Annotated in this window: 14 protein-coding genes; 12 read left to right on the top strand and 2 right to left on the bottom strand. The window is 64.9% G+C overall.

All coding sequences use genetic code 11. The features are described 5' to 3' along the window. Positions 1 to 30 precede the first annotated feature (30 nt). The 9 genes from ACZ9A3_RS07870 (at position 31) to ACZ9A3_RS07830 (ending at position 7930) form a co-directional block, all read left to right on the top strand. Entirely contained in the window at positions 31 to 645 is a 615-nt protein-coding gene (locus tag ACZ9A3_RS07870) for a dihydrofolate reductase family protein (RefSeq protein WP_093384152.1), read from the top strand. 56 nt (positions 646 to 701) lie between these two features. Continuing rightward, complete coding sequence (locus ACZ9A3_RS07865; RefSeq protein WP_476252337.1) at positions 702 to 1373, top strand: class I SAM-dependent methyltransferase; 672 nt, start codon at positions 702 to 704, stop codon at positions 1371 to 1373. Between the two features lie 36 nt (positions 1374 to 1409). Further along, positions 1410 to 1628 (top strand): DUF4287 domain-containing protein, encoded by a 219-nt coding sequence (locus ACZ9A3_RS07860; protein ID WP_093384159.1) that lies wholly within the window; start codon positions 1410 to 1412, stop codon positions 1626 to 1628. Between the two features lie 16 nt (positions 1629 to 1644). Then, positions 1645 to 2310, top strand: a complete 666-nt coding sequence (locus tag ACZ9A3_RS07855; protein WP_093384163.1) for an ABC transporter ATP-binding protein — start codon at positions 1645 to 1647, stop codon at positions 2308 to 2310. Next, positions 2310 to 4763, top strand: a complete 2454-nt coding sequence (locus tag ACZ9A3_RS07850; protein WP_476252336.1) for an ABC transporter permease — start codon at positions 2310 to 2312, stop codon at positions 4761 to 4763. Before ACZ9A3_RS07855 ends, ACZ9A3_RS07850 begins: the two co-directional genes overlap by 1 nt. Continuing rightward, positions 4753 to 5817, top strand: a complete 1065-nt coding sequence (locus tag ACZ9A3_RS07845; RefSeq protein WP_476252335.1) for a lipocalin-like domain-containing protein — start codon at positions 4753 to 4755, stop codon at positions 5815 to 5817. The genes ACZ9A3_RS07850 and ACZ9A3_RS07845 overlap by 11 nt, the downstream gene beginning before the upstream one ends. Positions 5818 to 6094: 277 nt before the next feature. Beyond that, the gene (locus ACZ9A3_RS07840) at positions 6095 to 7102 is read left to right on the top strand and encodes a hypothetical protein (protein WP_476252334.1); all 1008 of its coding nucleotides are present in this window, start codon (positions 6095 to 6097) and stop codon (positions 7100 to 7102) included. Beyond that, the gene (locus ACZ9A3_RS07835) at positions 7099 to 7500 is read left to right on the top strand and encodes a hypothetical protein (RefSeq protein WP_258597446.1); all 402 of its coding nucleotides are present in this window, start codon (positions 7099 to 7101) and stop codon (positions 7498 to 7500) included. The genes ACZ9A3_RS07840 and ACZ9A3_RS07835 overlap by 4 nt, the downstream gene beginning before the upstream one ends. Before the next feature lie 37 nt (positions 7501 to 7537). After that, positions 7538 to 7930, top strand: coding sequence for a GFA family protein (locus ACZ9A3_RS07830; RefSeq protein ID WP_093384178.1), 393 nt, complete (start codon positions 7538 to 7540; stop codon positions 7928 to 7930). Here the strand turns inward: ACZ9A3_RS07830 and ACZ9A3_RS07825 are convergent. Next, positions 7927 to 8430 carry a GNAT family N-acetyltransferase gene (locus tag ACZ9A3_RS07825; protein ID WP_258597444.1) on the bottom strand — a complete coding sequence of 168 codons (504 nt, stop codon included), beginning with the start codon at positions 8428 to 8430 and terminating at the stop codon, positions 7927 to 7929. The two genes, ACZ9A3_RS07830 and ACZ9A3_RS07825, sit on opposite strands and share 4 nt — an antisense overlap. 94 nt (positions 8431 to 8524) lie before the next feature. On the opposite strand from ACZ9A3_RS07825, the gene ACZ9A3_RS07820 reads away from it, so the two are divergent. Beyond that, on the top strand, positions 8525 to 9553 hold the full coding sequence (locus ACZ9A3_RS07820) for a DUF1176 domain-containing protein (RefSeq protein ID WP_258597442.1): 1029 nt from the start codon (positions 8525 to 8527) through the stop codon (positions 9551 to 9553). A 1-nt stretch (position 9554) separates the two neighbouring features. Here the strand turns inward: ACZ9A3_RS07820 and ACZ9A3_RS07815 are convergent, their stop codons facing one another. Continuing rightward, the gene (locus tag ACZ9A3_RS07815; RefSeq protein ID WP_045201313.1) at positions 9555 to 10484 is read right to left on the bottom strand and encodes a LysR family transcriptional regulator; all 930 of its coding nucleotides are present in this window, start codon (positions 10482 to 10484) and stop codon (positions 9555 to 9557) included. Between the two features lie 139 nt (positions 10485 to 10623). Here ACZ9A3_RS07815 and ACZ9A3_RS07810 point away from each other — a divergent pair, with 139 nt between their 5' ends. Together ACZ9A3_RS07810 and ACZ9A3_RS07805 are read left to right on the top strand one after the other, a co-directional pair. Then, positions 10624 to 11751, top strand: a complete 1128-nt coding sequence (locus ACZ9A3_RS07810) for an alkene reductase (RefSeq protein WP_213601644.1) — start codon at positions 10624 to 10626, stop codon at positions 11749 to 11751. A 112-nt stretch (positions 11752 to 11863) separates the two neighbouring features. Next, positions 11864 to 14281 carry a TonB-dependent siderophore receptor gene (locus ACZ9A3_RS07805; protein WP_476252333.1) on the top strand — a complete coding sequence of 806 codons (2418 nt, stop codon included), beginning with the start codon at positions 11864 to 11866 and terminating at the stop codon, positions 14279 to 14281. Positions 14282 to 14333 lie beyond the last annotated feature (52 nt).

Genomic DNA, 14333 nt, shown 5'->3' with positions numbered 1-14333 from the left:
TTCCGCCTGCAGCCCCATCAGGAGCCACTCATGCGCAAACTCATCGTTGCCGCCTTCACCAGCCTCGACGGCGTAATCCAGGCCCCGGGCGGGCCGCAAGAAGACACCAGCGGCGGTTTTGGCTACGGCGGCTGGGTCGTGCCGTTTGCCGACCAGGCCTTCGGCGAGGCCATGCAGACGCTGTTCTCGCAGCCGTTCGAACTGCTGTTGGGGCGGCGCACCTACGACATTTTTGCCGGCTATTGGCCGCACCAGACCGACTCTGCGGATCAGTTCATCGCCGACCTGTTCAACCGTGTGCCCAAGCATGTCGCCACCCACCACCCCGAGACCCTCGACTGGCACAACAGCCATGCCCTGGTGGGTGAGCTAGCCGGGGCTATTCGTACCCTCAAACAGCAGGACGGCGCCACCTTGTTGACCCAGGGCAGCGGCGAGCTGGTGCGTCAATTGCTGACGGCGGGCCTGGTGGATGAACTGCGGCTGTTGATTCACCCGATCATCCTCGGCCGTGGCAAGCGCCTGTTCGATGACCAGGCGCAAGCAGCGTCCTTTACTTTGGCCGATTCGAGCAGCACGCCAGGTGGAGTGCTGATTACCCGTTATGTGCTTGACGGGGAGGTGCGCACCGGCTCATTTGCCTAGACTGCAGCTGTGCATGCTGGCCTTGCCAGCGCTGGTAATGTTGAATGGAGAGCGCAATGCCTGCCCCCGAAAACGAGCTGTTGCAAAGCTGGCAAGACAACGCCCAAGCGTGGATTGAAGCCGTTCGCAGCGGCGCCATCGAAAGCCGCCAGCAAGTCACCGACCAGGCGATTCTGCTGGCGGTGCTCGGCCGCCAGCCCGAACGCGTGCTCGACCTGGGCTGTGGCGAAGGCTGGCTGTTGCGCGCACTGGCCAAGCGCGGCATCGACGCGGTAGGGGTGGACGGCGATCCGACCCTGGTCGAGGCGGCGCGGGCAGCGGGGACGGCCCAGGTGTATCTGGCCAGCTATGAAGCGCTGGCAGACGCACAGGTTGATATCGGCCGCGACTACTCGCTGGTCTGCGCCAACTTCGCCCTGTTGCACCAGGACATCATCCCCCTGCTCGGCGCCATGAACGCCCTGCTCGCCGCTGGCGGCGCCCTGGTGATCCAGACCCTGCACCCGTGGGCGGCCGCGGCCGGCAACTATCAGGACGGTTGGCGGCAAGAAACCTTTGCCAGCTTTGCCGGCCAGTGGCAGCCCATGCCCTGGTACCTGCGCACTTTGTCCAGCTGGTTCACTGCACTGGACATGGCGGGTTTCAAGCTGGTCGCCGTGCAGGAGCCGCAGCATCCACAAAGCCCGCTGCCGCAATCATTGTTGTTGATAGCCGAGCCTAAAAATTGAAGCGCATCCCACCCACCTAATCAGGAACCACATACCATGAGCGAAGAGACAAAAGTAAAAGGGCCAGCGTCGTACTTCCCCTCCATCGAGAAGACTTACGGCCAGCCCGTCAACCACTGGCTGGAGCTGATCGGCACGGTCAGCGGCAAGAAGCACATGGAGATCGTCAGCTGGCTCAAGGCCGAGCATGGCTTGGGCCATGGCCATGCCAATGCACTGGTGGCGTATTTTTTGGCGAGCGCTAAAAACAGCTGAGGATAGAACCCGCCCCATGCTGGTCATCGAACAGTTGCACAAGTCGTTCAGCACTGCCCAAGGCCTGCTGCCGGTATTGCAGGGCGTCGACTTGCGCCTGGGCCAGGGCAGCAGCCTGGCATTGATGGGTGAGTCCGGCAGCGGCAAAAGCACCTTGCTGCACCTGGTCGCCGGTCTCGATCGCGCCGATAGTGGGCGCATCCTGATCGATGGCCAGGCGCTGGACGCCCGTTCGGAATCAGCCCTGGCGCGCTGGCGTCGGCAAGGCATCGGCCTGGTGTTCCAGCAATACAACCTGATCAGCAGCCTCGATGTGGCGGCCAATCTTGCCTTTCAGGCCAGGCTGGCGGCGCGGTTTGACCGCCAATGGCTGGACTACCTGGCTGCCCGCCTGGGTCTGGCCAGCCTGTTGCAGCGCTACCCCGAGCAACTCTCCGGCGGCCAGCAGCAGCGGGTCGCCATCGGTCGGGCGCTGGCCGCTCGCCCGGCGCTGGTGCTGGCTGATGAACCCACCGGCAGCCTCGACGAGCGCAGCAGTGATGAAGTGCTGGCGTTGATGCTGCAACTGGTCGCCGAAGCTGCCAGCAGCCTGCTGATGGTGACCCACAGCCCGCGCCTGGCAGCGCGCCTTGAGCAGCGCTGCGTGCTGCACGCCGGGCGTGTGCAGGTCGAGGCGCACTGATGGGCCCGCTGCTGATTGCCCTGCAGGCGCTGCTGAGCCACTGGCGGCGCCATCGATTGCAGTTCTTCAGCATCTTTACCGGTTTGTGGCTGGCCACTGCGCTATGGACCGGGGTGCAGGCGCTCAACAGCCAGGCGCGGGCCGACTACGCCCGCGCCAGCGCAGTGCTGACCGGGCCCACCCAGGCGCAGTTGATAGCTGGCAACGGTGAGCGTTTCGAGCAAGCACTGTACCTGCAACTGCGCAGGCTCGGCTGGCAGGTGTCGCCGCTGCTCGAAGGTCGCTTGCGCTTTGCCGGGGAACAAGCGCTGACGGTACGGCTGATCGGTATCGAGCCGCTGAGCCTGCCAACGGCAATGACCGTCGCCGGCACGCCGTTGCAAGGCTTCGATGTGCAGGCATTCATTGGCGAGCCCGGGCAAGCCTGGATCGGCCCCGATACCCTGCGGCAACTGCCTCTGAATGCCAGCGGGCAAGCAACCACCAGCGACGGCCAGGTACTGCCGCCGTTTGTTGTGCAGCCGCAGCTGGCACCAGGGGTGATCGTGGTGGATATCGGCCATGCGCAAACCTTGCTGCAAGCCCCCGGGCAGCTGTCGCGACTGCTTTTGAATGATAACGCCAGGCCCTTGCCCGCAGACATCGCCGCGCGCCTGACCCTGCAAGCGCCCAGCGACGACGGCGACCTGCAGCGCCTGACCGACAGCTTTCACCTCAACCTCACGGCGCTGGGCCTGCTGGCGTTCGTCGTCGGCCTGTTCATCGCCCACGCCGCCATCGGCCTGGCCCTGGAGCAGCGCCGCGGGCTGATTCGCAACCTGCGTGCCTGTGGCATCAGCCTCAACACCCTGTTGCTCGGCCTGAGCCTGGAACTGGGAGTTTTCGCCGTACTCGGCGGCCTGGCCGGGGCCGCCAGCGGCTATGGGCTGGCCGCGCTGTTGCTGCCCGATATCGCCGCCAGTTTGCGCGGCCTGTACGGCGCCCAGGTGGCCGGGCAACTGAGCCTGCCAGCCGGGTGGTGGCTGGCGGGCATCGCCGTGAGCGTGCTCGGTGCCTTGCTCGCCGGAGCCGGCAGCGTGTTGCGCGCCGCCCGTTTGCCGCTGCTGGCCCTGGCCCAGCCGCAGGCCTGGCGCATGGCCCAGGGGCCGTGGCTGCGCCGTCAGGCAGCGGTCGCCGGGCTGTTGCTGGTGGTCGCGCTCGCTTGCTGGCAATGGGGCAACAGCTTGGCCAGTGCCTTGATCCTGCTGGCAGCGCTGTTGCTGGCGGCGGCCTTGTTGCTGCCCGCCCTGCTCGACGGCGCGCTGGCCTGGCTGGCACGCGGGTGTCGCGGGGCGCTGGCCGAGTGGTTTGTCGCCGACAGCCGTCAGCAGCTTCCGGCACTGAGCCTGGCGCTGATGGCGCTGCTGCTGGCATTGGCCGCCAGCGTCGGCGTCGGCAGCATGACCGAGGGCTTTCGCAAGACCTTCAGCGGCTGGCTCGACCAGCGCCTCTCTGCCGACTTGTACCTCACACCGCAGGACACGACTCAGGCCCTGCAACTCACTGACTGGCTCGCCGAGCAACCGGCAATCACCACGTTGCTGCCCAGTTGGCGTGCCGAAATACGCGTGCAGCAGTGGCCGGTGCAGCTCCAGGGCATCATCGATCACCCCGCCTACCCCGCGCGCTGGCCATTGCTGGAGCAAAGCCCGCAAGCCTGGGCGCAACTGGCCAGCGGCAATGCGCTGATGCTCAGCGAGCAACTGGCCCGGCGCCTGGGCGTGCAGCTGGGCGACAACCTGCAATTAGCCAATCAAGCCATGGCTGTGGTGGGCATCTATGCCGACTATGGCAACCCCAAGGGCCACCTGCTGGTCAATGCCGACTGGCTGCGTGGGCACCTGCCGCAGGCGACGCTGAGCACCATCAGCCTCAATCTTGCGCCCGAGCGCATCGCCACGTTCAAAGACGAATTGCAACAACGCTTCGCCCTGGACGACAGCCGCGTGGTCGAGCAAGCCAGCTTGAAACGCTGGTCGACTGAAATCTTCAGCCGTACTTTCGCCGCCACCACCGCCCTCAATAGCCTGACCCTGGGGGTGGCGGGCATCGCCCTGTTCATCAGCTTGCTGACCTTGAGCCAGAGCCGCCTGGGCCAGTTGGCGCCGCTGTGGGCCCTGGGTGTGCGGCGCACGCAGCTGGTAGGGTTGTCGCTGGGGCAAACCCTGATGCTGAGCAGCCTGACGGTGCTGCTGGCGATCCCTCTCGGGCTGTTGCTGGCCTGGTGCCTGGTGGCGGTGGTGAATGTTCAGGCTTTCGGCTGGCGCCTGCCGCTGCATGTGTTTGCCGCGCAACTGCTACAGCTGGCGCTGCTGGGCCTGTTGACCAGCCTGCTGGCCAGCGCCTGGCCCTTGTGGCAACTGGCGCGGAGCCAACCCAGCGAACTGTTGAGGCAGTTTGCCGATGAAACCTGACCTTTGCCTGATGATCGGCCTGTTGCTGCTGGGCGGCTGCGACCAACCCACGCCTGCTGCCAAAGGCTTTGCCGGGTTGGGCCAGGACGCTGCGGCCTTCACCCCGGTAACCCGCGATCATCCGCTGCTGTTCCCCCTCGACCACGGGTCGCACACAGGCTTTCGCATCGAATGGTGGTACGTCACCGCCAACCTCAAGGACGCTCAGGGCCGCGACTGGGGCGCGCAGTGGACGCTGTTCCGCTCGGCCCTGCGCCCAGGCACCGAAACCACCGACTGGAACAGCCCCAACCTGTGGATGGGCCACGCCGCGCTCACCGGCCCCGGCGGCCATCAATACGCCGAAACCCTGGCGCGCGGCGGCATCGGCCAGGCGGGTGTTACCACCCAGCCGTTTCACGCCTGGATCAACGATTGGTCGCTACAAGGCAGCAACGACATCGGGCGCCTGCGAATGAGCGCCAATGGCAAGGGTTTCAGCTACACCCTCAAGCTGGTCAGCAACGGCCCGCTGGTGCTGCACGGCGCTCGAGGCTACAGCGAAAAATCCGGCAAGGGCCAGGCCTCGTACTACTACAGCCAGCCGTTCTACCAGGTCAGCGGCGAGGTCGAACGCAACGGCCAGCGCGTGGCGGTGACCGGCAACGCCTGGCTCGACCGCGAATGGAGCAGCCAACCCCTGGCGGCCGGGCAATCGGGCTGGGACTGGTTCTCCCTGCACCTGGACAGCGGCGCCAAACTGATGCTGTTTCGCGTGCGCGAAGCCCAGGGCACGCCCTACCGCGCAGGCACCTGGATCAGCGCCGAAGGCAACGCCCAGGCTCTGCAGGGTGCGCAGATCCAGCTGCAGGAACTGGCCTGGAGCAAGCAGAACAACGGCCACAAGCTGCCAACCCGCTGGCGTGTGCAGGTGCCGGCGCACGGGGTGGATGTCCAGGTCGATGCACTGGAGCCCAAAGCGTGGATGTCGACGCGCTTTCCGTACTGGGAAGGGCCGGTGCGCTTTAATGGCAGCATGAGCGGCAAGGGCTATCTGGAGATGACCGGTTACTGATGCTGCAGGTGCGGGCTCGCACCAATCCTGTGGGAGCGGGCTTGACCCGCGATCGAGCGCGAAGCGGTCGTAATTCGGCCAGCACCTGAAGTGCTGGCTGTACCGGTCTCATCGTACGCCCGCCAATCCGAATCCGCTGTCACTGTAGGATCTTTCCGATTCCGTCCAGCGGTGCGCTAGATCGCGAGCGGCGGTGCTAGGTTCCGGCCTTCATTGCCCAAGGAACCTGCGCATGACAAGGATGCCACCCTCAACACCTTCCCCAGCTCACTCGATAATGTCTTCCTCAGAATTGCTGCAGCCCGGCTTCTACATCGTGCCGCGCAGCATGACTGGCGGTCAGATAGTGGCTTCGCTGACTACGGCACATGGACCGCAATTGATCGCCCGGCTACAGCGGCTCAACCCGACCTTTGCCAGCGGCTTCAAGGCAGGTGAGATCTTCGTCATTGGCGACCCGAGCATCGACAATGCCTGTACTCGCGAAGAAGCCCAACTGATGAATTCAGCAACTCAGGTACGCGAAAGCCTGGCAACGCTCACTTCCCAGGAAGCAGACTTCATGATGCGCAACCTGCCCGAAATCGCCGGCATGCTGGGCACAGCAAGTCTGTCGATGGGCATCGGCAAAGATATGCTGGAGAAGGGGTTAAGACAGGTCGACGGTACACTGCGCAGTATCGAACAGTTGCACCAGCGCGAATTCAGTCGCAGTGGCAGGTTCAACAGCCCGGCATTCTTCAACGCCCGACGCGCGCTCTTCCAGCAGCTTGATGCGCAGTTGAAGAGCATTTTTCTCAACAAGCAACTCAATCTTGGAGACCACGAGCGCTTGCGCAAGAGCCTGGGAATTTCGACCCGAAGCCTGGTGCACCACTGGAGCCGCGCCGGTGGAGCTGGACAGATTCCTGGCTATGCTACGCATCTGGAACAGGTGGCAAAGACGGCGAAGTATCTCAAATATGGTGGTTATGTCGGAGTCGGGCTGGGTGGAACGGCATCCTGGTTAAACGTGCAGGCAGCATGTCGCGCTGGAGCGACAGAAGAATGCAGGAAAATCCGCTTTACCGAGACCGGCAGCTTCACTGGCGGGCTTGGAGGCGGGCTGGCTGGAGCATACGCAGGCGGCCGGGCCGCCGCTTCGGTGTGCGTAGGCATCGGACCGCACGGCGGCGCCGTTTGCGGCATAGTCCTGGTAGGCATGGGCACTTATGTGGGAAGCATGATTGGCAACACATCGGGCGATCTTGCTGGAGAACTATTTTACAACTGGACAGGCCCATGATTATTGACCCTCGTTCCTGGCCCCTGGAAGTACAGATGGTACTGATCCTAGGCCCATGGATCATCATGATGACTGGGATCGTGATGAATGCGTGCATCGCAAATGGCCGAGATTTCGAAAGATCGCTTTCAGCGCTGCAAAGCAGCACTTGGCTTGAGCAGCAGATTCGCGTTTGGGGGACTTCAAGCCTGTTGTCACGTTGGGTACTGGTCGGAATGATAAGTGGCTTGCTGGCCTCCCCCCACAAACATATTCGCCGAGGCCAGCTCGATGCAGCGCAAGTGCAAAACTTTCCCTGGCAGCTCAAGCGTCGCGTGCTTGTTTCCGGCAGGCTGATCTTTATTGGGTTCGTGTTAATGATCATAAGTCTCGGGTTGTACAAAATCTGCGAACCCTAGCCCGCGAGGGCCGCTAACACACATGAGGAGCCCCACCATGGACCCACTCACCGGCGGTTGCCTGTGCGCCAACGTGCGTTTTGCAGCCTCGGGACGCCCCTACCGGGTCGGCCTGTGTCACTGCCTGGACTGTCGCAAGCACCACGGCGCGCTGTTTCACGCTTCGGCGATTTTCCCCGCAGAGGCAGTCAGCATCGAAGGCGAAACCCGTGACTACGCCGGGCGCTATTTTTGCCCACGTTGCGGCTCGTCGGTGTTCGCCCGCTCAGGCGATGAAGTCGAGATCAACCTCGGCGCGCTGGATGCCCCCAACCTGTTCACGCCCACCTACGAAAGCTGGACCACCCGCCGCGAATCCTGGCTGCCACCCTTCCCGCTCAGCCACCACTACGAAAAAGATCGCGACCCGTCGGGGCGCTTCGAGGACTAGACGGCCAGCTGTCGCTGCATCCCCTGCGACATCAGGCTGGACCCTTCGCGCAATGGCTGCGGGGCGCCGACCGGCTGAAAGCCATGGGCCTGGTACAAGCGCATCGCCGGGCTGTCGGCGAGGGTCACGCCCAGGCCCACCCGGCGCACGGCAACGCTGGCAGCCCAGTCCAGTGCGGCCTTGAGCAAGGCACTGCCGGCGCCCAGGCCACGCGCGGCCGGGTCGACCCACATCTGGTAGATATCGGCCACACCCGGCTCGGCCGCGGACAATTTGCACCAGACCATCCCGCACAGGGCGTCGCCGTTAACGGCGAAAAACGCCCGGTCGTTGCCGCTGGCATGGGCCGCCGCTATCCGCGTGGCCCAGTTTTCATCGCTGCGTTGCGACTCGGCGGCGAAGGTGCTGCCAAAGGCATCTGGCGAATCCTGCAATGCCTGCAGGCGCAGATCGCGGTAAGTGGGCCATTCATGGGGTAAAACGGGGCGGACGGCGATCACAAGGCTTCCTTGGCTGATTGATCCTGAACAGCTGCCAGACTACCACCAAGATGCGATCATGCCGCCCTTCATCGACACCGCAGGATCGACCACGATGTTTTCAGCAAGATGGACCTGGCTGGCCCTTGGCCTGTTACCCGCCCTGACCCAGGCCGCCACCCCGGAGCCGGTGCCACTGACCCGGGTATTCCAGGACTGGCGGCTGGCCTGCGACAACACCCGTCGCTGCACGGCGGTGTCGGGCAGCACCGACAACCCCGGGATGGGCCTGTACATCGCTCGCGAAGCCGGCGCCAAAGGCAGCACCCGGGTCAGTGTGATCGGCTACGACGACGTCGGCCTGCGCTATGAGTTTCACCTCGACGGCCGCCCCACCGAGCCCTGGCAGTACGGCTCGAGCGACCGTGAGTACTACTACCTTGAGGGCGACGCCGCCGTCGAAAAACTGCGCGAGCTGCGCAACAGCGACACCCTGAGCTCCAACAGCAACTTTGGCGAGCGCCGGGTATCGCTGCAGGGCTTGAGCGCCGCCCTGTTGCTGATGGACTCGGTGCAAGGGCGCATCGGCCACCCCAGCGCCTTCGTGCGCCCGGGCTACCAGGCGGACAGCCGCGTGCCGCCGGCCCCGGCGATTCCCAAACTGCCGCGCTTTACCCTGGCCCCGGCCTTGAGCGACGCCGAGCAACAGGCCATCGGCGACTACCTGATTGCCCTGACCAAGGACGAACTGAGCGCCGCGCCCCATCAGAACTGGCAGGCCCAGGCCGAGGTCTACCCCCTGGACCCGGCCCACGCCCTGGTGCGCCTGCGTTACGGCTGCGCCGAGGACGGCTGCAACCACAGCCTCTATCGTGTCTCGCGCACGGCGCCGTACCAGGCGACACCGCTGGAACTCAAGGCGGCGCCCGAGGCTCACTTCTCCCCTGACCTGTATGGGCAGATCAACTTCAACCCGGTCAGCGGCCAGTTGAAGATTTTCCGCGAGATGGGCAAGGACTGCGGTGATAGCTCGACCTGGCAATACGACGGTGCGGCCATGCAGCTCAAGGACCGGCGGACCATGTGGCGCTGCGACAGCATCAACGAGGAGTACTGGCCGGTGACCTGGCGTGCCAAGGGCTGACTCAGGCGCCGAGGTCGTCCCAGTACGGCGGCGTGCCGATGGCGTCGAGAAAGTAGTCCCACACCCGCCGCACCTTCTGCGAGCGCAGGCGGTTTTGCGCTGACAACAAGTGGATCTGGCTCGGCGTCGCCTCCACGGCGCCTTGCCAGTCGGGCAGCAGTTGCACCAGGGCCTTGCTGGTAAAGCTGTGTTTGCTGAACAGCCAGGTCGGAAAAAACACGATGCCGCGCCCGGCCAGGGCCGCTTCCACCAGCACCTGGGCATTGTTGCTGCGCAGCGGCCCGTGCACCTCGACCACCTCGACGCTGTCGCTGCCCGGTCGGCGCAAGTACCAGCGCTGCGCACCGCCGGTGCCTTTGTAGACCAGGCAGCTATGCTGGCGCAGGTCCTGCGCGCAGCCCGGCTGGCCATGTTTTTCAAGGTAGCTGGGGCTGGCACACAGGACATAACGCTGGGTGCAGATCTGCCGGCCGATCAGCCCCGAATCCTGCAGATGGCCGACGCGAAAGGTGATGTCGGCGCCCTCCTGCACCGGGTCGATGTAGGCATCGGTGGCGGTCAGCTCCACGGTCAGTTCCGGGTATTGCTCATGCAAGCCATTGAGCAGGCGCACGAGATGCAGATGGGCAAAAGCCACCGGCGCGTTGATCCGCACCAGGCCGCGAATGTCGCCGGGCTTGCCGCTGATCGACTCGTCGGCAGCATCCAGCAGCTCCAGCACTTCGCGAATCTGCAGGTAATAGCGCTCACCGGCTTCGGTCAGCTTCACCGCGCGGGTGTTGCGGTACAGCAACTGCTGCCCGACCTCGCGCTCCAGCGCGGCGATAAAACGCGACACCGACGAGGCCGGCACCTGAAAATGCCGGGCGGTGGCAGAGAAACTACCGGTCACCGCGACCATGGCGAAGAAGCGGTGGGCCTTGAGGTGCATGGGCGGCTCCTGAACGGGAAATCCGTCCAGTATAGGTGCTCATATTGCTGTTACAGCAATAGTGTTTTGCCTTTGGCCTTGATTGTGGCTGTTTTCGCAAGCCCCTAGCATGGCGCCATTCCACCCAGAGGCCCCACGCATGAAAGACCTGTTTGCCCCTTATGACCTCGGCCCACTGCAGCTGAGCAACCGTTTCGTCATGGCGCCGATGACCCGTTCACGCGCCCCGCAAGACATCGCCACCGAACAGATCGCCCTGCATTACACCCAGCGCGGCACCGCCGGCCTGATCGTTTCCGAAGGCACGCCGATCTCCCGCGAAGGCCAGGGCTACCTGTTCAATCCGGGCATTTTCAGCGAGCAGCAGATCCACGGCTGGAAGCTGGTGACCGACTCGGTGCACAGCGTCGGCGGCAAGATCTTCGCCCAGCTGTGGCATGTTGGCCGGGTCTCGCACACCTCGATCCAGCGCGATGGCCTGGCCCCGGTCAGCGCCACCGGCAAGGTCGCCCAGGGCGCGATTGCCTTCGGCTACACCGACAGCGGCGAGCCGGGTTTTGTCCCGACCTCGACGCCGCGCCCGCTGAACACCGAAGAAGTCGGCCGGGTCGTCGAAGACTTCGCCCAGGCCGCGGCCAACGCCATTGCCGCAGGCTTTGACGGCGTCGAAATCCACGGCGCCAACGGCTACCTGATCGAGCAGTTCCTCAACCCGCTGGTCAACGACCGCAGCGACCGTTACGCCGCCGACACCCTGGAGAACCGCCTGCGCTTTGTCTTTGAAGTGGTCGATGCTGTGGTCAACCGCATCGGCGCCGACAAGGTCGGCATCCGTATCTCGCCTTACGGCCAGCTGTTCGACATGCCGATCTACGCGCAAATCGACGAGACCTACTCGGCCCTCTGCGCCGGCATGGGCGCGCGCGGTATCGCCTATGTGCATGTGATGGACCAGACCCACTTCTTCCTCGCCAGCGCAGGCGCCGTGGCCCAGGAACAGGCCCTGCGCGCGCTGCTGGCCGACTGCAAGGCGCAACTGCGCCAGACCGCGTTGATCCTGGCCGGCGACATGACCCTGGAGCGTGCCCAGGACCTGGTTGACGCCGGTCTGATCGACCTGGCAGGTTTTGGCCAGCCGTTCATCGCCAACCCCGATCTGGTCGCCCGGCTGAAAAACGGCTGGCCGTTGACCACCCCGGACCGCGACACCTACTACGGCGGCGGCGCCAAGGGCTACCTGGACTACGCCCCGTACGCACCGGCCTGAAGCGCGAGCAGGCCTGCCGTGGCCAGGCGTGGCATTATTTGCGCATACCGCTGTCCCCTTTTGTTCGCTCGCTTGTCATCAAGGGCATGTGAATCGAAAAGAGAGCGCAACAATGCCCGTACTGACACGCCACCGAACGCGCCTGGCGTCTTCGTTTTCGTCCCCTACCCTGTGCCTGGTGCTGGGCCTGGCGTCGTTGGCGCCGCCAGCGGCGCTGGCCGACGGAGCCAGCCGCAGCTACCAGGTACCGGCTGGCGAACTGGGCACGGCGCTGACCCGCTTTGCCGCCCAGGCCGGGGTCAGCCTGTCGGTCGACCCGGGCCTGGTCAATGGCCGGCGCAGCGCCGGCTTGAGCGGCAGCTTCAGCGTCGATGAAGGCTTTGCCCGGCTGCTGCAGGGCTCGGGCCTGCAACTGCAGCCGGTGACAGCGGGCGCCTACACCCTGGTGCCTACACCGCAAAGCGGCGACGCCGTGGAGATCGCCCCGACCAGCATCCTCGGCGCCCACAGCGGCGGCGACGATGATGGCCAGCGCTATGCTGGCGGCCAGGTTGCGCGCCGGGGCTCGCAAGGCCTGCTGGGCTCGCGGGACTTCATGGAAACGCCGTTCAGCATGACCACCTATACCAGCGAGGCGATCAAGGGCCAGCAGGCGCGCACCCTTGGCGACCTGATCGCCAGCGACCCGTCGGTGCGCGCCACCAACCCCGCCGGCGGGCGCTTCGAGCAATTCACCATTCGCGGCTTCAGCCTGTTCAATAGCGATGTTGCCTACAACGGCCTGTACGGCATCCTGCCGACTTACTCCATCGACATGGAAATGGCCGACCGCGTCGACATCATCAAGGGCCCCAGCCAGCTGATCAACGGCATCTCGCCGCGCGGCAGCGTCGGCGGTGGCATCAACGTGGTGCCCAAGCGCGCCAGCGACACGCCGATCACCGAGTTCACCGGCAACTACGCGTCCGACAGCCAGGTGGGCGGTGCGGTCGACATCGGCCGGCGCTTTGGCGAGGACGGCAAGTTCGGCCTGCGCTTGAATGGCGTCAAGCAAGCCGGCGACACCGAATGGGACCAGCAGAGCGTCGACCGCGAAATGGCCGTGCTCGGCCTGGACTTTCGCGGCGAGCGCCTGCGCCTGTCGAGCGATGTCGGCCATACCGAGCGCAACACCGATGCGCCCCAGGAGCGAGTCATCGTTGGCGCCAACGCCAAGGTGCCGGACGCCGGCGACGTGCGCCGCAACTACGCCCAGGCCTGGAGCAAGGCGCGCACCAACGACACCTTCGGCACAGTCAACGCCGAGTTCGACCTCAATGACTCGCTGATGGCCTACGGCGCCGTCGGCGCGCGCAAGAGCAACCACGACTTCCTCCGCCACAACGTACCGGTGTCCAACGATGCCGGCGACTTCAGCGTCCAGCCGCGCGACTTCACCCGCGACGAGAACGTGCGCACCGCCACCGCCGGCCTGCGCAGCTGGTTCGCAACCGGCCCGGTGAGCCACGAGTTCAACCTGGCGGCCAACTACTTCTACATGGACTTCGAGAACGGCGGCGGGCGCTATGCCGCCGCCCCCAGCAACCTCTACAACCCGCGCCCGACCCCGACGCCCGGCACCCGGCTGCGCTCGGACCCCAAGGTCTACACCGAGAACCGCTTCAGCGGCGTGGCGTTGTCCGACACCCTGGGCTTTTTTGACCAGCGCCTGTTGCTGACCCTGGGTGCGCGCTGGCAGCGGGTCCAGGTCGATGACTGGAGCGATGGCATCAAGGGCGACACCGCCTACGACGAAGAGAAGCTCTCGCCCTCGGGCGGCATCCTGTTCAAGCTCAGCGACCAGCTGTCGCTGTATGCCAACTACATGGAAGGCCTGAGCCAGGGCAAGATCGCCCCGTCGACCTCGATCAACGAAGACCAGATCTTCGCGCCGTTCATTAGCCGCCAGGTAGAAGTCGGCGCCAAGTACGACCTGGGCAACTTCGCCCTGACCGCCAGCGCCTTTCGCATCAAGCAGCCGGCCTACGAGACCAACGCCACTACCCGGGTGTTCGGACCCAATGGCAAGCGTGAGAACAAGGGCATTGAACTCAATGTGTTCGGCGAGCCGCTCAAGGGCTTTCGCCTGCTCGGCGGGGTGATGTACATCGACAGCGAACTGACCGACACCGTCGGCGCCAGCTTCGACGGTAACCGCGCCCCGGCAACGCCGGAGTACAACCTCAGCCTGAGCGCCGAGTATGACGTGCCTGCCCTCGCCGGCCTGACCCTGACGGCCCGGGGCATCCACTCAAGCTCGCAGTACCTGGACCAGGCCAACAGCAAGCAGATCGACGGCTGGGAGCGTTACGACCTGGGGGCGCGCTATGCCTTCAAGGTCGATGACAAGGCCATCACCCTGCGCGCCAGTGTCGAGAATGTGCTGGATGAGCACTACTGGGCTTCGGCGGGCGCCTCGGATGACAGCGAGGCCGGGCTGACGTTGTCGACCCCGCGCACCTACCTGGTGTCAGCGACCCTGGGGTTCTGAGGGCAACGCTGTTGCTGCAACAGGATCTGTGCGGGAGCTGGCAAGCCAGCTC

Source organism: Pseudomonas sp. TE4620 (assembly GCF_056279045.1).
Note: the sequence above shows the minus strand (reverse complement) of the source record. Positions and strands in the feature narration are given on the sequence as shown.